The sequence below is a fragment of the Streptomyces sp. IBSNAI002 genome (assembly GCF_052244475.1).
Taxonomy (GTDB): Bacteria; Actinomycetota; Actinomycetes; order Streptomycetales; family Streptomycetaceae; genus Streptomyces.
Genome location: NZ_JBQPXG010000002.1, coordinates 713,747 through 733,073 on the forward strand (window position 1 = coordinate 713,747; position 19,327 = coordinate 733,073).

Annotated in this window: 17 protein-coding genes and 1 pseudogene; 11 read left to right on the top strand and 7 right to left on the bottom strand. The window is 73.7% G+C overall.

The genetic code is table 11. The annotated features are described in order from the left end of the window. The first annotated feature begins 77 nt into the window (after window positions 1-77). A complete protein-coding gene (locus tag ACTVZO_RS03605) occupies window positions 78-284 on the top strand; it encodes a cold-shock protein (protein ID WP_443296942.1) in 207 nt (68 codons plus the stop codon). A gap of 30 nt (window positions 285-314) precedes the next feature. Here the strand turns inward: ACTVZO_RS03605 and ACTVZO_RS03610 are convergent. Then, window positions 315-986 (bottom strand): annotated as a pseudogene (locus ACTVZO_RS03610) (NADPH-dependent F420 reductase); the annotation flags it as partial. A 223-nt stretch (window positions 987-1,209) separates the two neighbouring features. Then, entirely contained in the window at window positions 1,210-2,571 is a 1,362-nt protein-coding gene (locus ACTVZO_RS03615) for an FAD-dependent oxidoreductase (RefSeq protein WP_443296943.1), read from the bottom strand. A 241-nt stretch (window positions 2,572-2,812) separates the two neighbouring features. Between ACTVZO_RS03615 and ACTVZO_RS03620 the strand changes: the two genes are divergently transcribed. From ACTVZO_RS03620 to ACTVZO_RS03630, 3 genes are all read left to right on the top strand, one after another. Continuing rightward, window positions 2,813-3,004 carry a DUF5302 domain-containing protein gene (locus ACTVZO_RS03620; RefSeq protein ID WP_215147036.1) on the top strand — a complete coding sequence of 64 codons (192 nt, stop codon included), beginning with the start codon at window positions 2,813-2,815 and terminating at the stop codon, window positions 3,002-3,004. A gap of 174 nt (window positions 3,005-3,178) precedes the next feature. Then, complete coding sequence (locus ACTVZO_RS03625) at window positions 3,179-3,589, top strand: rodlin (protein ID WP_443296944.1); 411 nt, start codon at window positions 3,179-3,181, stop codon at window positions 3,587-3,589. Window positions 3,590-3,736: 147 nt separating this feature from the next. Continuing rightward, window positions 3,737-4,657 (top strand): glycoside hydrolase family 19 protein, encoded by a 921-nt coding sequence (locus ACTVZO_RS03630; RefSeq protein WP_443296945.1) that lies wholly within the window; start codon window positions 3,737-3,739, stop codon window positions 4,655-4,657. Between the two features lie 40 nt (window positions 4,658-4,697). Here the strand turns inward: ACTVZO_RS03630 and ACTVZO_RS03635 are convergent, their stop codons facing one another. The 3 genes from ACTVZO_RS03635 to ACTVZO_RS03645 all read right to left on the bottom strand — a co-directional run bounded on the left by ACTVZO_RS03635 (window position 4,698) and on the right by ACTVZO_RS03645 (window position 10,636). Continuing rightward, window positions 4,698-7,478 (bottom strand): AAA family ATPase, encoded by a 2,781-nt coding sequence (locus tag ACTVZO_RS03635; protein ID WP_443296946.1) that lies wholly within the window; start codon window positions 7,476-7,478, stop codon window positions 4,698-4,700. A 225-nt stretch (window positions 7,479-7,703) separates the two neighbouring features. Beyond that, window positions 7,704-9,458: a S8 family peptidase gene (locus ACTVZO_RS03640; protein ID WP_443303034.1), complete on the bottom strand. Its 1,755-nt coding sequence runs from the start codon at window positions 9,456-9,458 to the stop codon at window positions 7,704-7,706. Window positions 9,459-9,853: 395 nt separating this feature from the next. After that, window positions 9,854-10,636, bottom strand: a complete 783-nt coding sequence (locus ACTVZO_RS03645; RefSeq protein ID WP_443296947.1) for a DUF1838 family protein — start codon at window positions 10,634-10,636, stop codon at window positions 9,854-9,856. Between the two features lie 115 nt (window positions 10,637-10,751). Here ACTVZO_RS03645 and ACTVZO_RS03650 point away from each other — a divergent pair, with 115 nt between their 5' ends. From ACTVZO_RS03650 to ACTVZO_RS03680, 7 genes are all read left to right on the top strand, one after another. Next, window positions 10,752-11,750, top strand: coding sequence for a DUF1996 domain-containing protein (locus ACTVZO_RS03650; protein ID WP_443296948.1), 999 nt, complete (start codon window positions 10,752-10,754; stop codon window positions 11,748-11,750). Window positions 11,751-11,855: 105 nt separating this feature from the next. Then, a complete protein-coding gene (locus ACTVZO_RS03655; protein ID WP_443296949.1) occupies window positions 11,856-12,467 on the top strand; it encodes a sigma-70 family RNA polymerase sigma factor in 612 nt (203 codons plus the stop codon). Further along, on the top strand, window positions 12,464-13,186 hold the full coding sequence (locus tag ACTVZO_RS03660; RefSeq protein WP_443296950.1) for a zf-HC2 domain-containing protein: 723 nt from the start codon (window positions 12,464-12,466) through the stop codon (window positions 13,184-13,186). The genes ACTVZO_RS03655 and ACTVZO_RS03660 overlap by 4 nt, the downstream gene beginning before the upstream one ends. 234 nt (window positions 13,187-13,420) lie before the next feature. Beyond that, window positions 13,421-14,335: an ATP-grasp domain-containing protein gene (locus ACTVZO_RS03665; protein WP_443296951.1), complete on the top strand. Its 915-nt coding sequence runs from the start codon at window positions 13,421-13,423 to the stop codon at window positions 14,333-14,335. Beyond that, on the top strand, window positions 14,332-15,162 hold the full coding sequence (locus ACTVZO_RS03670) for an ATP-grasp domain-containing protein (RefSeq protein ID WP_443296952.1): 831 nt from the start codon (window positions 14,332-14,334) through the stop codon (window positions 15,160-15,162). The genes ACTVZO_RS03665 and ACTVZO_RS03670 overlap by 4 nt, the downstream gene beginning before the upstream one ends. A gap of 27 nt (window positions 15,163-15,189) precedes the next feature. Further along, on the top strand, window positions 15,190-16,050 hold the full coding sequence (locus ACTVZO_RS03675) for a DMT family transporter (RefSeq protein ID WP_443296953.1): 861 nt from the start codon (window positions 15,190-15,192) through the stop codon (window positions 16,048-16,050). 31 nt (window positions 16,051-16,081) lie between these two features. Beyond that, window positions 16,082-17,131 (top strand): zinc-dependent alcohol dehydrogenase family protein, encoded by a 1,050-nt coding sequence (locus tag ACTVZO_RS03680; RefSeq protein ID WP_443296954.1) that lies wholly within the window; start codon window positions 16,082-16,084, stop codon window positions 17,129-17,131. Between the two features lie 170 nt (window positions 17,132-17,301). On the opposite strand, the gene ACTVZO_RS03685 is transcribed toward ACTVZO_RS03680, so the two are convergent. Together ACTVZO_RS03685 and ACTVZO_RS03690 are read right to left on the bottom strand one after the other, a co-directional pair. Continuing rightward, complete coding sequence (locus ACTVZO_RS03685) at window positions 17,302-17,985, bottom strand: response regulator (RefSeq protein ID WP_443296955.1); 684 nt, start codon at window positions 17,983-17,985, stop codon at window positions 17,302-17,304. Next, window positions 17,982-19,157 (bottom strand): sensor histidine kinase, encoded by a 1,176-nt coding sequence (locus tag ACTVZO_RS03690; RefSeq protein ID WP_443296956.1) that lies wholly within the window; start codon window positions 19,155-19,157, stop codon window positions 17,982-17,984. Before ACTVZO_RS03690 ends, ACTVZO_RS03685 begins: the two co-directional genes overlap by 4 nt. Between the last annotated feature and the right edge of the window lie 170 nt (window positions 19,158-19,327).

A 19,327-nucleotide genomic window follows, 5' to 3' on the forward strand; every position in this document is an offset into this window, starting at 1 on the left:
GGGGCTCACCCTTTCGGAATCGCCCGGAAGGCGGAGCCCCGGCCGGTGCGGCAGCCTCGTGGCACGGGAGGTGCACGATGGAACCGCGCGTCAAAGGGTTCGTCCAGTCGTACAACCGCGACCGGGGCTACGGCTTCATCCTCCCCCTCGGCGAGACGGCGCCCGTCTTCGTCGAGCGGGAGGACATAGAGCACGATCCGCAGGTCCTCTCCGAAGAACAGCAGGTCACCTTCACGATCGAGCTGGGTCAGGGCCGCATGTCGGCGCGGCACGTCCGGCCCTGACGCCCCTCACCCCGTCACCCCGTCACCCGGTCATCCGCGGAAACCCGCCGGGCGCTCGGGGGAGGCCGCGGCGAGGGCCTTGGTGACCCCCTCGACGCCCTCGCGGAGCCCGTAGACGGGGGTGTCGGGCTGCTGGCGCCAGGATTCGTCGAGCCCGCCCGCGTCGACGGTGTCGAAGCCGAGCTGCTCGATGAGGGCGCGGACGGTCTTCTTCGCCGTCTCGTCGTCGCCCGCGACGGGCAGGGCCAGCCGCTCCGGGTCGCCCGCCGGACGGTGCCGGTCGAGGATGTCCTGCGCGTAGGTGCCGTTGAAGGCCTTGATCACGGGGTGGCCGAGCTGCCGCTCGGTCCACCGGCTCTCGGTGAGGCCCTCGTCCTCGACGCCGGCGATCCGGCCGTCGCGCTGCTGGGGGTAGTAGTTGTTGGTGTCGATGACCGCGAAGCCCTCGGCCGCCGCGTCGAAGAGGCCGGAGGGCAGGTCCGGCACCTTCCCGAAGGGGACGGTGACCACGACGACCTCGGCGCCGCGGGCCGCTTCCGCGACGGTGACGGGGGTGGCGCCGGTCTCCTCGGCGAGGGCCGTCAGGGTTTCGGGGCCCCGCGAGTTCGCCACGGACACGTCGTGCCCGAGGGCCGCGAGGCGGCGGGTGAGGTTGCCGCCGATGTTTCCCGCGCCGATGATGCCGATCTTCATGAGCTCTCCAGTGCGTGTGGGATCAGTCTCGCGCTGGTACGAACTCCCCGCGGGCGCACGGCATTCCGCCCCGGATCCGACTTCCTCCGGACGGGTGAGGACAAGGTCGTGTCCGGCCGGGTCCCACGGCCGCGCACGCGCGGAGGGCCGGGACCCGAACGGGTCCCGGCCCTCTTGCTCCGTCCGGACGCCGCGGCCGGCGGGATCCGCCGGGCCGCGGCGCGCGCAGAGCCTAGGCTCCGCTGGCCTCGAGCATCTCGTCGCGCTCGACGATCTTCACTCGCTCGCGGCCCTGCGGCTCGCCCAGCGCCTTCTCGGCGGCGTCCAGCCGGTGCCAGCCCTCCCAGGTGGTGTAGAGGACGGCGCGCTCGGCGAGGAAGGCCTCGACGGCCTCCGGGGCGGGCGCGGCCGGGGTCAGCAGCCGGCCTTCGGCGTGGTCGGCCAGCAGGTTCGCGACGGTCTCGTTCGCGTCGCCCTTGGTGTGGCCGATCAGGCCGACCGGACCGCGCCGGATCCACCCGGTGACGTACGTGGACGGCAGGTGGCCGCCGGCCTCGATGACGCGGCCGCCCTCGTCCGGGACCGTGCCCGACTCGACGTCCCAGGGGAGCTTGGGCAGTTCGTCGGAGAGGTAGCCGACGGCGCGGTAGACGGACTGGACGTCCCAGTCCGTGAACTGGCCGGTTCCCTTGACGTTGCCGGTGCCGTCGAGCTCGGTGCGCTCGGTGCGCAGACCGACCACCTTGCCGTCCTCGCCGAGTACCTCGGCGGGCGACTCGAAGAAGTGCAGGAAGAGCTTGTGCGGCCGGTCGCCGATGTCGCGGATGGCCCAGTTCTCCAGGGTCTTGGCGACCATGTCGGCCTGCTTGTTGGCGCGGCGGGTCGCGATCGAGCCCTCGTCGTAGTCGATGTCCTCGGGGTTGACGATGACCTCGATGTTGGGCGAGTGGTCCAGCTCGCGCAGCTCCATGGGGCTGAACTTGGCCTGGGCCGGACCGCGGCGGCCGAAGACGTGCACTTCGAGGGCCTTGTTCGCCTTGAGGCCCTCGTGGACGTTCGGGGGGATCTCGGTCGGCAGCAGTTCGTCGGCCGTCTTGGCGAGGATCCGCGCGACGTCGAGGGCGACGTTGCCGACACCGAGCACGGCGACCTTCTCGGCCTCCAGCGGCCAGGTGCGCGGGACGTCGGGGTGGCCGTCGTACCAGGAGACGAAGTCGGCGGCGCCGTAGGAACCGTCCAGGTCGACGCCCGGGATGGTCAGGGCGCGGTCCGCCGTGGCGCCGGTGGAGAAGATCACGGCGTCGTAGAAGGAGTGCAGCTCGTCCAGGCTGATGTCGTTCGGGTAGTCGACGTTCCCGAACAGGCGGACCTGCGGCTTGTCGAGCACCTGGTGCAGGGCGGTGATGATGCCCTTGATCCGCGGGTGGTCGGGGGCGACGCCGTAGCGGATCAGGCCGAAGGGCGCGGGCATCCGCTCGAACAGGTCTATGGACACACCGGGCTCGGCCGCCGCCTCGGACTTCAGCAGCGCATCGGCGGCGTAGATCCCGGCGGGGCCGGCACCGACGATTGCTACCCGCAGAGGTCGAGGCATGACAGAGGTTCCCTTCGAACGACGGCACGGTGGATCACACGTGATCAAAGAGAACCCTAAACTAAGGCAATCCTAACCCAGCACCCGGTATCGCCTTATGACCCCATCAGCTGAACTTATGGCCACTCCAAGCAATCCTTGGAGTGCAAGCCGCACCCCCGCCCGCCCTCCGACGGAACTCGCTGGTCAGCAGGCGGGCCAGCTGACAGACTGAAACGGCTTGATCACCCCAGGAGGACATATGGCAGACGAAGCAGAGACCCCGCAGGACGAATCTCCGGCCGAGGAGGCCAAGCGCAAGTTCCGGGAGGCGCTGGAGCGCAACGCCGCGAATGCCCAGTCCCAGCAGGCGCACCAGTCCCGCGCGAAGGTCCAGGGTGCCAGCAGTGGCCCCGGCGGCAAGAACAAGAAGGTCCGCCGCAAGACCGGCTGACCCTCGGACACGAGGAGCTCAGTCTCGCCGTCACGGCGGCGGGACCGGGTTCGCCGCTCCGCCGTTGAGCCACCCGGGTGAGTGGGGATAACCACCCGCGCCGAGAGCAGTTGATCAGCTCGCCCCGCCGAGGGCAGCTATCTCATGCGACAGTGCGACAGAAGGATCCCCCACATGTTCAAGAAGTTCATGGCCACCGCCGCGGTCACCGCCTCCGTGCTGGGCGCGGGCGCTGCCGTAGCCACCCCGGCGATGGCGATCGGCAACGACAACGGCGTCAACACCGTCAACGGCAACGGCGCCGCGCAGATCTACGGCAACCAGGAGACCCACGGCGCGATGAGCCCGCAGGCGAGCCTGGTGCAGGGCACCGCCAACAAGCTCTGCGTCGGCCTGCCGGCCAAGGTCAACGCCCAGTCGATCCTCGCCCTGATCAACGTGGGCGTCCAGGACGTCAACGTCCTGCACAACCCGATGAACCAGCAGTGCACCGAGAACTCCACCCAGGCCAAGGGTGACGAGCCGCTCTCGCACATCCTCAGCAACGTCGACCTGATCTCCGGCAACATCTCCGCCGGAAGCTGACCTTCCGGTCCTCTGGCTGCGCGCCGGTGTGGCATGCCACACCGGCGCGTTTCATTTGGTCTAGACCTTGACAGGTTCAGACCATTTCGCTTCAGTGGGCACTGCTGCCGCCCCCACGGCAACTCCCCCCACTGAAGGAGCAGTTACGTGATACGTGCGCTTCGCCGTCGTGCCCTCTTGCTGGCCGCCGCCGCGACCGCCACCGCAGGCCTCACCCTCACCCTCGTCCTCCCCTCCTCCCCCGCCGCCGCCGCGGCCCCGTGCGCCGGCGCCTGGGCCTCCTCCGCCGTCTACACGGGCGGCATGAGCGCCTCGCACAACGGGCGCAACTGGCAGGCGAAATGGTGGACCCAGGGCGAGACGCCCGGGACCACCGGGCAGTGGGGCGTGTGGTCCGACCAGGGCGCCTGCGGTGGCGGCGGCCAGGACCCGGATCCCGGCAATCCGTCCGGATTCGTGGTCTCCGAGGCCCAGTTCAACCAGATGTTCCCGAACCGGAACCCCTTCTACACCTACAACGGCCTGGTCGCGGCCCTGTCCGCCTACCCCGGCTTCGCCAACACCGGCGACGACACGGTGAAGCGGCGCGAGGCGGCCGCCTTCCTCGCGAACGTCTCGCACGAGACCGGCGGACTCGTCCACATCGTCGAGCAGAACACGGCCAACTACCCCCACTACTGCGACGCGAGCCAGCCCTACGGCTGTCCGGCCGGGCAGGCCGCCTACTACGGGCGCGGCCCCATCCAGCTGAGCTGGAACTTCAACTACAAGGCGGCCGGCGACGCGCTCGGCATCAACCTCCTCGGCAATCCGTACCTCGTCGAGCAGGACCCGGCGATCGCCATGAAGACGGCGCTCTGGTACTGGAACACCCAGAACGGCCCGGGCACGATGACCGCCCACGCGGCCATGGTGAACGGCGCGGGCTTCGGCGAGACCATCCGCTCCATCAACGGCGCCCTGGAGTGCAACGGCGGCAACCCCGCACAGGTCCAGAGCCGCATCTCGAAGTACCAGAGCTTCACCCAGCTGCTCGGCGTGACCCCGGGCGGCAACCTGAGCTGCTGACCGGCTCCCGCCCCGGCCGGCCCGCCGCGCGCCCCGCGGTTCAGTGCGTGGCGCGCGGTGCGTTGGCCAGGGCGGTGGCGAGCTGGGCCCTCGAGCGGACGTCGAGCTTCTGGTAGATACGGGTCAGCCGGGCCTCCACCGTCTTGACGCTGAGGAACAGCTTCGCCGCGGCCTCCTGGTTGCTGGCCCCCTCGCTGACCAGCAGCGCGAGCCGGGTCTCGGCCTCGGTCAGGGCCGCGGCCGCCGACTCGGCACGGCCCCCCTCCCCCGCCGCGGGCTCCCGCGCCAGCTCGGACCACGGAGTGGCTCCGGCCAGCTCGAACACCTCGGCCGCGGCCAGCAGCGCCACGCGGGCCGGTGCGCGCCGGCGCCGGCGGCGTTCCACCCGGGCGAGAGCGAGCAGCGTGCGTCCGCGTTCCAGCGGCAGCCGCAGCATGTCGAACCGCTGCGCCGTGGCCTCCAGCAGCTGTACGGCGGCGTCCGCCTCGCCCTGCGCGGACAGGCACAGGCCGCGGGCCCGGTCGAGGGCGGCGACGACCCCGGTGCGGCCGAGGCCGCGGGCGACGGGACGTACCGAGTCGAGCAGCCGGGCGGCCTCGTCGGTCGCGTCGGCGGCGACCAGCGCCTCGGCGAGCTCCCCGTGCCAGCGCAGGACCGAGGGGTCCGCCACCTTCTGGGCGGCTTCGAGCTCGGCGACCCGGCGCAGGGTGGCCACCGCCTTCGCCGCCTCTCCGGTGGCCAGTTCGACCAGGCCGAGCGCGTGGAGGCTGCGCGAGAGGAAGACCTGGTCGTGTTCCTCCCGCGAGGCCTGGATGCCGCGCCGGGCGTATCCGGCGGCGCGGGCGAAGCTGCCTCCGGTGGCCTCGGCCATCGCGGCGACGTACCAGGCGGGGCCCGGCGAGAGACCCGCCTCGATCGTCAGCTCCAGGGCCTGGCGGGCGCGGGCCGAGGCGGCCGTGCACCGGCCGCTGCGCAGTTCGACCTCCGTGATGCTGCGCAGGACCTCGAAGACGTCCTCGGCGGACCCGGTGCGCTGGACGGCGGGCAGCAGGACCATCAGCTGTTTGCGGGCGTCGTCCAGCCGGTCGTCGAACAGGGCGTGCCGTACGGCGAGGTACTGGGGCGCGTTGCGCATGCCGAGCGGTACCTCGGGGGCGGGCAGGGCGAGGGCCTCGGCGAGGATCGCCTCGGCGCCGGGGTCGCCGAGGATGCGGCCCATGCGGGCCCGTACGGTCAGGGCCATGGCCTCGGCGACCTGGTCGCCGCCGAGTGCCGCGAGGGCTCCGGCCCGGGCGGCGGCGTCGCGGGAGCGGACCGGGTCGCCGTCGCTGAGGTTGTGCTTCCAGGCGATCCGCAGCTGGACGGCGGCTTCGAGGGAGGGGTCCCCGGCGGCGTCGGCCATGGCGTAGGCGAAGGTCTCGTCGAGGGCGCCCAGTGCCTGCCCGGCGGCGTCGATGACCGCCAGCCGGGCCCGGACCCGGCTGGCCGGCGAGGCGTCGCGGGCCAGGACGGCCCGGGTGGCGCGGCGCGCGAGGTCGGCGCGGCCGGCCCAGCCGGCGTCCTCGGCGGCGTTGACGAGCCGGGCCAGTTCCTCCCCGGGCAGGTGGGAGGGCGTGCGCTCGGCGGCGAGCAGGCCGAGTTCGGCCGCGAGGGCCCGCTGGCCGCGGCGCCGGCAGACCGCGGCGGCCTCGGTGATCTCCGCGGCGAGCCACTGGTCGGGGGTGTCCACGGCCAGCGCGCGGTGCCGTACGGCCTGGACCGGGTCGTCGACGGCCTCGGCGAGCGCGGCGTGCCCGGCGGAGCGCTCGGGCCAGCCCGCGTCGGCGGCGAGCGCGGTGGGCAGGGCGCCGGCGGTGAACTCCACGCTGCCGTCCTCCCCCACCCTGACCAGTGCGGCCCGTTCCGCTTCGGCCAACTCCACCTCGGCGTCGGGGCGTCCGGCCCGGCGCAGCAGGGCGGTGGTGGGGCGGGCGGCCAGTGCGGCGAGGAGCAGGGTGCGGCGGGCCTGGGCGGGGGCTTCGGCGAGCAGTCTGCGGGCCACTTCGCGGGCCTGCCCGGAGACGGGCAGGGTGTCGGCGTGGTGGGCGCCGCCGTCACGGGCTCCGGCGGCCTCGGCGAGGGAGTGGCCGAGGGCCAGGGCGAGGCGCGGGTTGCCGCCGCTGGCCTGGTGGATCCGGCCGGCGAGGCGGGCGGGCAGGCCGTGGCGGACGAGGAGTTCGGCGATCTCGTCGGCGCCGAGCGGGGGGACCCTGATCGCGGGGGCGCCGGTGCCGCAGAGGGATTCGCCGACGGGTGCGCCGCCCTGGACGCATTCGGCCACCAGGACGCGGACCCGGGGCGGGGTCAGGCGCAGCGCGAAGCGGAGCAGGTCGGTGCTCTCGGCGTCGAGCCACTGGGCGTTGTCGAGGACGAGCAGGACGGGGTGCCGGGCGGCGAGCGCCCGCAGGACCTCGACGACGGCGAGGCGCAGCGCGACGTGGTCGCGGCCGGCGCGGGGGGCGTCGGTCTCGCGGCACAGCAGGGCGATGGCGGTGCGCTGCGGGCCGGAGAGCGGTTCGAGGGCGGCGCCCGGAACGGTGGCCAGCAGGGCCGCGGCCGAGGCCTCGGGTATCCATTGGTCGGCGGCCTCGGGCGCGAGGCGCAGCACCGTCTCGCGGCGCGTCTCGGCAGCCGCCGCGACGGCGCGGACCACCTCGGTCTTGCCCGCGCCCGCGGGTCCGGTGAGCAGGGCCCGGCCGTGCGAGGTCAGCGCACGGCCGACCGCTTCGACCAGTTCGTCCTGTCCGACACTCGTGTCAGCGTTCCCCGTCGCCGCCACCACGCACAGCCACCAGCCTCTCGGTCCCCAGCTCCTGTGCCATTCCTGTGAGACGCGACAATACGAGGTCGGATGCCGGGTGAACACGGATTGTGACGCAGAAATCAGCCAGGTGACGGGAAAAGCCGTCGGGCCCGCCGGTACACGTGTACCGGCGGGCCCGCGGAGTGGGTCCTGGTCCGTACTATCGGTCCGTCAGGCCGAGTTGGCGGCCGGACCGGAAGCCGGTCAGAAGGTCAGGCTCCAGAAGTCGATCTTGCCGGTGTCGCCGCCGGCGTTGTCGTTCACCCGGAGCTTCCAGGTGCCGTTGGCGACCTCCGAGGAGGCGTTCACGGTGTACGTCTGGTTGATGTTGTCGGTGCCCGAGCCGGTCCGGTTGTGCAGGTTGTACGCGGTGCCGTCCGGGGCGATCAGGTCGACCTTCAGGTCGCCGATGTAGGTGTGCGCGATGTTCACGCCGACCTTGAGGGCGGCCGGGGCGTTGCCGGTCTTGCCGGTGACGGTGATCGGGCTCTCCACGGTGGTGTTGTCACCGATGGTGTAGTCCGTGCCGTTCTCCAGGCCGGGGGGCGTGGTGGAGGTCACGGCGTTGATGGTCGCGGCCGCGTCGGCGAGACCGGTGCCGCAGCCGCCGCTGCAGACGCCGGCGAGCGGGCGGGTGTTGTTCTTGATCGCCGCCTCGATCTGGGCCGGGGTCAGCGAGGGCTTGGCGGCGACGGCGAGCGCGGCGAGACCCGCGACGTGCGGGGCGGCCATGCTGGTGCCCTGGTACGGCTTGTAGTTCTCGGCACCGGGGGTGGTGGTGCTCGCGTTCAGCGTCGAGAGGATGCCGTTCTCGGGGGTGGTGACGGTGCCGGGCGTGTCGGTGCCGCGGCGGGTCTCACCACCCGGGGCGGCGACGTCGATGCTCGCGCCGTAGTTGGAGTAGAAGGAGCGGTCGCCGGTGCGGTTGCTGGCGGCCACGTTGATCACGTTGTTGCAGCTGGCGGGCGTGAAGCCGGCCGCGTCGGAGTTGCTGTTGCCGGCCGCCACGACGACGGTCGTGCCGCGGCCGACGGCGGCGTTGATGGCGTTCTGGTAGGTGGCGCTGCAGGCGCCCGAGCCGCCGAGGCTCATGTTGATGACCTTGGCGGGGGTGGCGTTCGCCGGGATGCCCGCGACGGTGCCGCCGGAAGCCCAGGTGATGGCGTCGGCGATGTCCGCGGTCGTGCCGCCGCACTTGCCGAGGACGCGCACGGGCTGGATCTTCGCGTTGTACGCGATGCCCGCGATGCCCTTGGTGTTGTTCGTGGCCGCGGCGATGGTGCCCGCCACGTGGGTGCCGTGCCAGGAGGAGCCGCTGGCCTTGGAGCCGAACCCGCACTCGTTGTCCGTGGCGTTCCAGTCGCCCTCGTCGGCGGGGTTGGCGTCGCGGCCGCCGCCGTCACGGGCGTAGGTGGCGTTGCTGATGAAGTCGTAGCCGGCGACCACGTTGGAGGCGAGGTCCGAGTGGGCGACGTAGCCGGTGTCGATCACGGCGACGGTGACGCCGGAGCCGGTGGTCTTGTCCCAGGCCGCGGGAACGTTCATGCCGGCGGTGGGCTCGAAGAGGTCCCACTGCTTGGAGTACTCGGTGTCGTTCGGGGTGGCCATCGCGTAGGCGCGGGCGTCGACCTCGACGTAGGCGACGTCCGGGTCGGCGCGGAACTGGGCCATCACCTTGGCGGCGTCGGCGGGGGCGGTGGCCGAGCCGAGGTTGACCAGGGCCGCTCCGGTGCCGAGGCGGCGGTCGAACTTCGCCTTCTTGCCGGCCTTCTTGCCCTTGGCCGTGGCGTCGTCGGCGGCGGCGGTGTTGGAACTGGCCTCGGAGGCGGAGGTCTTGTATCCGACGATGAGGTTCTCGACCGGGGCGGTGGCGCCGACGGCGGCGGCCGACGAAGCCGGAACGTCGGCGGCGACGGCCACGGAGGCGGTGGCGGAGCCGGCGAGCAGGGTGACGGACATCGCCACCACGGATATGAGCCTGCGTCTCGATGCGTGCACGAAGGTCCCTTTCGCGGGCCGATTCCGGGCAGGCCGGAGCGGCCGGTCGGTGCAGTGTGGGAGGTGACCGGCGGCCGCGGGGCCGGGAGCGAGCTGGTCGAACTCGTCCCGGCCGCCGCCGCACGCCACGTTGCCCCCGCCTCGACGGTGGGGCAGGGCAACGTCGGTACCGAAGATTCCCCCTGATGGGACGGCATCATGCCATGTGGGGTTGGCGTGTCGGCCGTCGGGTCAGGGGAAGATCGCCGATGGGCAGACAGTAGGCAACGCGGGGATGAACGCGATACGGGGAAAACCCTTGTCCGCCCCCTGCCGGTCCCCCGCACAGCGGGAGGGGACCGGCCGCGGACGGGGCCTCAGGACGCGGGCGGGGCGGTGTCGTCCGCGCCGCCGCGCGGCGGGAAGAGCTTGCGGTAGTACGTCCAGCTGGTCTCGTTCGGAGCGGTCCATTTGTCCGGAGACCGGGCGAATTCGGGGTGTTGGGCGGAAATGTAAGCGCGGGTCCGCTCGGGGACCTCCGCGTAGGAGCCGAGTTTGCGGCCGCGGCAGTGGAAGGCGAGGCCGCCGGGCCGCTGCCCCTGTTCCATCCAGGGCAGCCACGGCGACATCCGGGTCCAGGACATCGTGGCGGGGACGCTGGGCGCGTCGGTGGTCAGCGCCTCGGCGGGTGCGAAGAACTGGAAGAGCTCCAGCGCCCGGTAGGTGTCGTCGGCCGACTGGGCCGGATACTGCGCCACCGGCAGCGGCGAGGGGTAGGCCAGCGGGATCTCCAGGCTGAAGCAGACCTGGTCGCCCAGCTCGGTCACGGGGACCGGGTAGGGCCGCAGCCTCTGGTTGGCCGGGTCGTTCCAGACGTGCACCACCTGGCGGTCCTGCCAGGTGTCCAGGATCTCGCGGGTCAGCGGGTCGAGGTAGAAGGCGGCCTCCCTGGACAGCAGCCGGTAGCCGCCGGTCTCCTCGTCGCCGACGAGCCGGGCGACGTTGAGGCCTTCGAAGCCGAAGAGGCGCTCGTGGGGTTCGCCGGGTCCCCAGGTGTAGACGTCGCCCGACCACCAGTAGGTCACCTCGGCGCCGTCGAGCGAGGCGCGGGTGCGGGCGAGGGCATTCAGCAGCTCGGCGGGCGTCATCTCGCGTGTCATACGCCGTACTCTGCGCGGTCGGTGCCCGGAGCGGCAAGCGGGCCCCGTGCGCGGCGCCGCCCGCCATGCGGATGCCAGGTTGACGCGGGTGGCGCCACCGGCGACCGTGACCGCCATGGGGAAAGAACACCGACTGCTCGCTCTCGTCATCTGCCTGGTCCTGGGCGGCGGTCTGCTCGCCGCCGTCCTGGGGGCCTCGCGAGCGGCCGGTCCGCACCAGGGCGCGGCGGGCTCCCGCCCGGCACCCTCCGACTACGTGGACATACGCGACGTTCCACGCGAAACCGAGCCCATTGCCGCCCCGGGAGCCGACAGTTCGGCCGGCTCGGTGGCCGTGGAATGCGGGCGCAACGAGGAGGGCCACTACAACGAGGACAACCTGGTCGTCTCCCCCGGCCTGCCGGCGGGCGCCCACCACACGCACGCGTACGTCGGGAACCTGTCCACGGACGCCATGTCGACCGACGCCTCCCTCGACGCGGCCGCCACCAGCTGCCGCGGCGGCGACCGGTCGACGTACTACTGGCCGGTCCTGCGCCGGCCGGACCTGCCGGGCACGCGCCCGCACGAGCGCTCGGCCGGCCACGGCAACGCCGGGCGGATCCTGCCGGAGTCCTCGGTCCGGGTCGAGTTCCGCGGCAGCCCGGTGAGCAAGGTCGTGGCGATGCCGCGCTTCCTGCGCGGGATGACCGGCGACGCCGTCGCGTACACCGCGGCCGGCGACGCCGACGTCCGGGCCCGCTGGGGCTGTTCGAGCACCCCGGACCGGCCCACCACCCGCTACCCGCGCTGCCCGCAGGGCGACCTCGTCACGCGCACCCTGGTCTTCCCGAGCTGCTGGAACGGCCTGGACACCATCGGCGCGGGGCACCGTTCCCACCTGAGGTTCCCGGCCGGCAACGGCGTCTGCCCGCGGGGCACCTTCCCCGTGCCCGAACTGCGCGTCTCCCTCTCCTACGAGGTCCCCGCGGGCGCGCCCCTCGCCCTGGACTCCTTCCCCGAGCAGCGGCACAGCCCGAAGACGGACCACGGCATGTTCGTGAACGCGATGACCGACCGGCAGATGGCCGCGGTCGTGGCGTGCCTCAACGAGGGCCGCGACTGCCGGATGTGAGGCACGCGCGGGGAATCCGAAAGTGACGCACGTCACGTGAACCGGCTTCCCGTGGGCGGCGTGTTCCGACCGCACCACGTAAGCGAGGAAGACGGAGAGGGTGAGATGGCCGGACCACTGTGGCCCCGCACTCGGCGGGGCTCGACCGATGAGGCACTGATCAGGTCGGTCTACGAGGAGCACGGCCACGCCCTGCTCTCGTACGCCACCCGGCTGACCGGAGACCGGGCCGCCGCCGAGGACATCGTCCAGGAGACGCTGATCCGGGCCTGGAGGCATTCCGAGGTCCTGGTGAACGGAAAGGGCTCGGTGCGCGGCTGGCTGCTCACGGTGGCCCGCAACATCATCACGGACCGGTACCGGGCCAAGGCGGCACGGCCGCCGGAGGTGTCCGGGGTCGCGGCCACTCCCCCGGTGGAGGGGGACCACGCCGACTCCGTCGTGGACACGATGACGGTGCTGGGCGCCCTCGACCAGCTGTCGCCGGAACACCGGGACGTGCTGCGGGAGCTGTACTACCGGCAGCTCAGCGTCGCGGAGGCGGCCGACAGCCTCGGCATCCCCGCCGGTACGGTCAAATCGCGTTCGCACTACGCGCTCAAGGCCCTGCGCGACGTCTTCCGGGACAACGGCGCCGGGGACGGCGCTTCCAGACAAGGCAAACGATCGGGCAGGCCGCCCCAGCAGCCCGCCGGACTGCGTGAGGTGGTGGCATGAACCGGCAGCGGCACGAGGAGGAAGAACAGCTCGGCCCGTACGTGCTCGGCGTCCTGGACGACACGGAGGTCCGCCGGGTCGAGGAACACGTGAGCGGGTGCGTGCAGTGCCGGGAGGAGGTGGCCGCGTTGCGCGAGATGGAGGCGGCGCTGGGTGAAGTGCCCGAGGAGGCGTTCCTCGACGGGCCGCCGCAGGGCGGAGACCTGCTGCTCCAGCGCACCCTGCGGCAGATGCGCGGCGAACGGACCGGCGAACGGCGCCGCCGGGCGGGGCTCGCGGGACTGGCCGCGGCGGCCTCCCTGGCCGCCGTGTTCTGGGCCGGTGCGCAGCTGGGCGCCGGCGATCCGGGGGCGGTCGCCCTGCCCCAGCCCTCGCCGACGGTGTCGACGGCTCCCTCGCCGCCCGCGCCCGGGACCAAGGTGGCCTCCGCCACCGACCCGGGCACCGGTGCGCGGATGACCGTGCAGATGACTCCCGCCACCCAGTGGGTCCGGGTGCAGGCCGCGGTCACGGGAGTGCCGCCGGGCGAGCGGTGCCGGCTGGTCGTCGTCGCCAAGGACGGTACGCGCACCACCGCGGGCGGCTGGGTGGTCGGCCAGGAGAACGGCGGCGGCAAGGGCGCGTCGCTGGACGGCTCGGCGGCCGTGGATCCGGCCGACGTGAAGGCGGTCCTGGTCGAGAACGAGGCGGGCCGGACGTTCGTGTCCGTGCCGGTGTAGGCGGCCGCCCCGGCCACCGGGGCGCGGAGGTGACGGAGCCCGGGAGCACATCGTGCTCCCGGGCTTCCGCGTGCCCACGACGGGTGTCCCCGACCCGGGTCCGGGCGGCCCCCGCGCGGAGCCCGGCGTTCCCGCACACCTGGACCGATCATCACATTGCGGTCCATGACATCCTGTGACGTCACAACTCGCCGGACGGGATCGGCGGACGTCCGGGGAATATGGGGAAGGTCCATGAGGCTCTGCTTCCTGGTGGAGGAGCACTACCGCCACGACGGCATGCCGAACGAGGTGATCCGCCAGTTGACGGCGTGGGGGCACCGTGTCGACGTGGTGCGGCCGGGCGGCTCGCTGCTGCGCATGACCGAGGCGGTGGACGCGGGTTCGCACGACGCCTGGGTGCTCAAGACCGTCTCCGGCGGCCCGGGACTGACCCTGCTCGAGGCCGCGGCCTCGGCGGGCCTCACCACGGTCAACGACGCCCGCTCGATCCGCGGTGTGCGGGACAAGGCGCTGGCCGCCGCCATCGGCCGCGCCCGCGGGCTGCCGCTGCCGCCGACCTACGCGGCGGCCCGCCCGGAGCTGCTGCGGGAGATCCCGGCGGCCGAGTACCCCCTCGTCGTGAAACCCGCCGACGGGAGTTCCGGACGGGCCGTGCACCTGGTGTCCTCGCCCGAACGGCTGGAGGCGATGCTCCCCGCCCTGGCGGGCGAGGGCCTGCTCATCGCCCAGCCGTACGTGCCCAACTCGGGCACCGACGTCAAGGTGTACGCGGTCGGCGGAGAACTGTTCGCCACCGAGCGGTGCTCCCCGCTGCACCCCGACCCCGCGGTGCGGGAGCGCCGGGTGCCGCTGTCGGCCGAGGTCGCGGCGATCGCCGCACAGGTGGGGGCGGTGTACGGGCTCGACCTGTACGGGGTGGACGTAGTGCTGGGCCCCGAGGGGCCGGTGGTCGTGGACGTGAACGACTTCCCGAGCTTCCGTCAGGTGCCGGACGCGGCCGCGCGGGTGGCCCGCGCGGTACTGGACCTGGCGCGCACCGGCGGCTCCCCGCTCACGGCGACGCCGCCGGCCCGGTCGTACGCGCTGCCGCTGTCCGTTCCGGCGCTTCCGGCTCAGGTGCCGGCGGGGGCGGTGGACGGCGCGTGAGGATCGGACTGATCACTCCGGAGCCCGGTCATCCACTGCTGGCGGCCACCACCGCCCTGCTGACCCCCGACCACGTCGTCGAGGCCCTCGACCCGGCCACGGCCGACGCGCTCCCCGGACCGCCGGCCGACGTGTACCTGCTGAAGTCGAGGACCGAGCGGGCCCTGGAGCTCGCGCGCCGGCTGGAGGAACGCGGCGCCCGGGTCGTCAACTCCGCGGCGACGACCACCCTGTGCCAGGACCGTACGGCGATGGCCGGGCTGGCGCTGCGGGCCGGGCTGCCGTTCGCCGCGACCCGGACCGTCGGCACCCTCGCCGCGTGGGCGGCGACCGGCGGGCCGCTGCCCTCCCCCGTGGTGGTCAAGAGCCGCCGCAGCCGCCGCGGCGACCTGGTGGCCCGGGTGGACGATGCCGCCGGGCTGCGGGAGTTGGCGGAGCGGTGGCCGGGGGAACCGGTGGTGGTGCAGGACTTCGCGCCCAACAGCGGCTGGGACCACAAGCTGTGGGCGATCGGGGACCGGGTGTTCGCGGCCGTGCGCCGCTCCGAGCTGTCGCCGGGCGGGCGCGGGCCCGACCTGCCGCTGGAGCCGTCCGAGCTGCCCGCCGGGTGGGCCGCGCTGGTGCGGGCCACGGGCGAGGCCTTCGGGCTGGACGTCTACGGCGTGGACATCATCGACGCCGGCGGCGGGGAACCGCTGATCGTCGACGTGAACGCCTTCCCGGGGTTCCGCGGCCAGCCGGGGGCTCCCGAGGCCCTGGCGGCGATGGCCCTGCGCCGGGCCGACGGCGGCGGACGCGTCGGCTCCGGGAGTGTCGCGGCGCCCTGAAGCTGCGGATCGGTGAGGATCGGGGGCATGGGCTTCGTCCTGCCGGTCCTCTTCGCGCTGTTCGCGGCGTTCAGCAACGCACTGGCGACCGTGCTCCAGCGGCGGGCCGCGCTCACCGTGCCGCAGAGCAAGGGCTTCCGGTTCGGCCTCGTCCTCGACCTGCTGCGGCGGCCGCTGTGGCTCGCCGGGATCCTGGCGGTGATCGCCGCGGGGGTCGGGCAGGCCCTCGCCCTGGCCACGGGCGCGCTGGCCCTCGTACAGCCGCTGTTCGTCCTGGAACTGCCGCTCGCGCTGCTGATCGCCTCGCTGGTGACGCGGACCCGGCTGCCGGGGACGCTGTGGCTCGCGGTGACGGGGGTGGTGGCCGGGCTCGGGATCGTCCTGGTGGCCGCCTCGCCGCGGGGGAACCGTACGGACGTACCGCCGGACCGGTGGGTGCTGGCCCTGGCCGCGTGCGCGGTGGCGGTGGCGCTGCTGACCGTGGCCGGGCTGCGGCGGCCGCCCGGGCGGATGCGGGCCGGGTGCCTGGGCGCGGCCACCGCCGTCTGCTACGCCCTCACCGCCGCCCTGATGAAGTCCGCGATGCACGTCCTCGACGGGGGCGGCATCGGCGCGTTCCTGACCACGTGGGAGACGTACGCCTTCGCCGCGAGCGGCGTCTGCGCGCTGCTCCTGCTCGAACACGCCATGCAGGGCGGCCCGCTGGTCGCCTCGCAGCCCGCGCTGACCCTCGGGGACGCGAGCGTCAGCGTGGCGCTGGGCGTGCTGCTGTACGAGGAGCACCTGCGGGCCCACTGGTGGCTGCTGCCCCAACTGCTGGGCCTGGCCCTGATCTGCGCCGGGGTGCTCGCCCTGGCCCGGTCCTCCCTCCCGGACGAGGCCGGGTAGCCTGCGGGGCAGTCGAGCGGAGGATGGTTCCATGCGCGCGGTGGTGTTCGACCGGTTCGGCGAGCCGGCCCAGGTCAGGGAGGTCGCGGACCCGCGTCCGGCCACGGCCGGGGTGGTGGTGCGGGTGGAGGCCACCGGTCTGTGCCGCAGTGACTGGCACGGCTGGATGGGGCACGACCCGGACATCGCGCTGCCCCACGTGCCCGGCCACGAACTGGCGGGAGTGGTGGAGGCGGTGGGGCCGGGCGTCACCGGCTGGCGGGCCGGCGACCGGGTCACCGCGCCGTTCGTGTGCGCCTGCGGAAACTGCGCCGAATGCGCGGCCGGCGACCACCAGGTGTGCGCACGCCAGACGCAGCCCGGGTTCACGCACTGGGGCTCCTTCGCCGAGTACGTGGCCCTCGACCACGCCGACGTGAACCTGGTGGCCCTGCCCGGGGAGCTGTCGTTCGCGACCGCGGCGGGGCTCGGCTGCCGCTTCGCGACGGCCTTCCGCGCGGTCGTCGCGCAGGGGCGGGTCGCCGCGGGCGAGTGGGTCGCCGTGCACGGCTGCGGCGGGGTCGGCCTCTCCGCCGTGATGATCGCGGCGGCGGCCGGGGCGCGGGTGGTCGCCGTGGACAGGACGCCCGGGGCACTGGAGCTGGCGCGCCGGTTCGGGGCCGCGCACTGCGTGGACGCGGCGGACACCGCGGACACCGCGGCGGCCGTGCGGGAGGTGACCGGCGGGGGCGCGCACCTGTCGCTGGACGCCCTGGGATCGCCGGCCACCGCCGCGGCCTCGCTGGACGGGCTGCGCCGCCGCGGGCGGCACGTGCAGGTCGGGCTGCTGCCGGTGGCGGCCGGCGGGACGGCCCTGCCGATGGAACGGGTGATCGGCTGGGAGCTGGAGATCATCGGGAGCCACGGGATGGCCGCGCACGCCTACCCGCCGATGATGGAACTGGTCCGGTCCGGGCGCCTGCGCCCCGACCTCCTCGTCACCTCGACGATCCCGCTCGACGCGGCCCCGGCCGCACTCTCAGCGATGGGCACCGCCCCGGGCCGCGGAGTCACCGTCATCCTCCCGCACGGCGCCCCCTAAGGCCTGTCGTCAAACTCCCGTCGTCGCCCGGAGGGCGGCCTGCGGCGTCCGGTGCGTGCTCTCGGCGTGCCGGCCGGAAGCCTGCGTACTGGGCGTACCCGGGCTTCCGGCCGGTGCGGCGAGAGTGCGTGCCGGGCGTCGCGACGCCGCGGACATCCGTCAGACACCCCCTAGCCCGGGCTGCCCGCTTCGACCAGCCCGGTCTCGTACGCGGCGATCACCGCCTGGGCGCGGTCGCGGACCGACAGCTTCCCGAAGAGGCTGGTGATGTGGTTCTTCACGGTGGACACGCTGAGGTCCATGGCCCGGGCGATCTCCGCGTTGTCGAGCCCCGTGGCCATCAGCCGCCACACCTCCTGTTCGCGCGGGGTCAGGTCGCCCAGGGTCACCGTGGGCGGCCGCGGCCGGCGCGGGGCCAGGACGTAGGCGGAGATCAGCCGGGTCAGCAGCCGGGGTGCGACGGCGGCCTCGCCGGTGTGCACCACCCGCACCGCCGCGACCAGTTCCTCCGGGGAGATGTCCTTGGGCAGGAAGCCGTACGCGCCGGCGCGCAGCGCCGCCACCACGTACTCGTCCATGTCGAAGGTGCTCAGTGCCAGCACCCGGCACCCGGGCAGCGTCCGCGCGAGCCGTTCCGTCGCGCCGACCCCGTCGAGCACCGGCATCCGGATGTCCATGACGACGACATCGGGCCGCAGCCGGTGCGCGAGGGCCACCGCCTCCTCGCCGTCGCCGGCCTCGCCCACCACCTCGAAGGCCGGGTCGGGGGCGAGGATCAGGGCCAGCCCGCGCCGCACCAGCGGCTGGTCGTCCGCGATCAGCACCCTGATCGCCTCCGTGGTCCGCCCGCTCATGCCCGTGCCCCTTCCTCGGCCCTCAGCGGCAGCCGGGCCGCCACCCGGAACCCGCCCCCGGCCAGCGGTCCGGCCTCCAGCGTGCCGCCGTGCAGCGCGACCCGCTCCCTCATGCCCACCAGACCGTAGCCGGACCCGGCGGGCGCGGCCGCCGCTCCCGCACCGTCGTCCGACACCTCCACGGACAGCCCGTGCGTCCCGTACGTCAGCCTTACGGAAGCCCGCGCCCGGCCCGCGTACTTGCGCGCGTTCGTCAGAGCCTCCTGCACGATGCGGAACACGGTCAGACCCACGCTCGGCGGCAGCGGGCGCTCCTCGCCGCGCACGTCCAGTTCGACGGGCAGCCCGGCCCGGCAGGTCTCGTCGACGATCCCCGCCAGGTCCGCGACCCCGGGCTGCGGGGCGGTGGGCGCCTCCTCCGCCTCGTCGCCCGCCCGCAGCACGTCCAGCAGCTGGCGCATCTCGCGCAGCGCCATCCGGCCGGAGCCCTCCAGGGTGACCAGGGCCTCCCGGACCACCTCCGGGTCGTGCGCCAGGTTGGCCCGGGCGCCCCCGGCCATCAGCTGCATGGTGGTGATGTGGTGGGCCACGATGTCGTGCAGCTCCCGGGCGATGCGGCGCCGTTCGTCGGCGACCGCGCGGTCGGCCAGCAGACGGCGGTTGGTCTCGTTCTCGCGGTGCCAGCGGTTCATCGCGGCCGCGGCGACGAGCACGAGCAGCACGTTGGCCAGGCTGCCGACCACGTCCACCGTCCCCGGCATCGACGACTGGCCCACCAGCGGCATCACCGCGCAGACGAACGCCGCCGCCGCCACCACGGCCGCGCGCCGGGAGCGGGCGACCGTGTACAGCGCGACCACGGTCGTCGCCGTGAAGTGCTGCCCCACCGGCACGCTCAGGTTCAGGGCCAGGTCGGACAGCAGGACCGCCGCGAGGGTGGCCAGCGGGGCGCGGCGCCGGGCCAGCAACGGCAGGGCGGCCACCAGCAGCAGCACGCACCCGGCCGGCGGGACGTACCCGCGGTCGAGCTGACTGCCGAACGAGAAGCTGACCAGGTCCACGACGGCCGCCCCGACGGTCACCAGCCCGTCGTTGCGGGTCCAGGGCAGGGCGTCGCCGTCCGGCCCGGCTCCGTCGGCCCGGGAACCCTCCCGGGCAGGTCTCTTCGGCATGCTGTGTCCTCCCCCGCGGGCGCCCCCGCCGACCGCCGGTACGCACGACCGGCCGTCGTCTCGCGACCCATTCTGGCACCGGTCCGCGGCCCGCCCCCCGGGCCCCGGGGCGGATCCCGGACCAGGACCAGGGTCCTGGTCCGCGCTCCGGCCCGGCCCCCGCTCCCGGG

Excerpts from the sequence above, each read along its gene's own strand:
- ACTVZO_RS03605 (WP_443296942.1), top strand. The coding sequence starts at position 78 with ATGGAACCGCGCGTCAAAGGGTTCGTCCAGTCGTACAACCGCGACCGG.
- ACTVZO_RS03615 (WP_443296943.1), bottom strand. The coding sequence starts at position 2,571 with ATGCCTCGACCTCTGCGGGTAGCAATCGTCGGTGCCGGCCCCGCCGGG.
- ACTVZO_RS03620 (WP_215147036.1), top strand. The coding sequence starts at position 2,813 with ATGGCAGACGAAGCAGAGACCCCGCAGGACGAATCTCCGGCCGAGGAG.
- ACTVZO_RS03625 (WP_443296944.1), top strand. The coding sequence starts at position 3,179 with ATGTTCAAGAAGTTCATGGCCACCGCCGCGGTCACCGCCTCCGTGCTG.
- ACTVZO_RS03640 (WP_443303034.1), bottom strand. The coding sequence starts at position 9,458 with ATGTCCGTCACCCTGCTCGCCGGCTCCGCCACCGCCTCCGTGGCCGTC.
- ACTVZO_RS03645 (WP_443296947.1), bottom strand. The coding sequence starts at position 10,636 with ATGACACGCGAGATGACGCCCGCCGAGCTGCTGAATGCCCTCGCCCGC.
- ACTVZO_RS03650 (WP_443296948.1), top strand. The coding sequence starts at position 10,752 with ATGGGGAAAGAACACCGACTGCTCGCTCTCGTCATCTGCCTGGTCCTG.
- ACTVZO_RS03655 (WP_443296949.1), top strand. The coding sequence starts at position 11,856 with ATGGCCGGACCACTGTGGCCCCGCACTCGGCGGGGCTCGACCGATGAG.
- ACTVZO_RS03660 (WP_443296950.1), top strand. The coding sequence starts at position 12,464 with ATGAACCGGCAGCGGCACGAGGAGGAAGAACAGCTCGGCCCGTACGTG.
- ACTVZO_RS03665 (WP_443296951.1), top strand. The coding sequence starts at position 13,421 with ATGAGGCTCTGCTTCCTGGTGGAGGAGCACTACCGCCACGACGGCATG.
- ACTVZO_RS03675 (WP_443296953.1), top strand. The coding sequence starts at position 15,190 with ATGGGCTTCGTCCTGCCGGTCCTCTTCGCGCTGTTCGCGGCGTTCAGC.
- ACTVZO_RS03680 (WP_443296954.1), top strand. The coding sequence starts at position 16,082 with ATGCGCGCGGTGGTGTTCGACCGGTTCGGCGAGCCGGCCCAGGTCAGG.
- ACTVZO_RS03685 (WP_443296955.1), bottom strand. The coding sequence starts at position 17,985 with ATGAGCGGGCGGACCACGGAGGCGATCAGGGTGCTGATCGCGGACGAC.
- ACTVZO_RS03690 (WP_443296956.1), bottom strand. The coding sequence starts at position 19,157 with ATGCCGAAGAGACCTGCCCGGGAGGGTTCCCGGGCCGACGGAGCCGGG.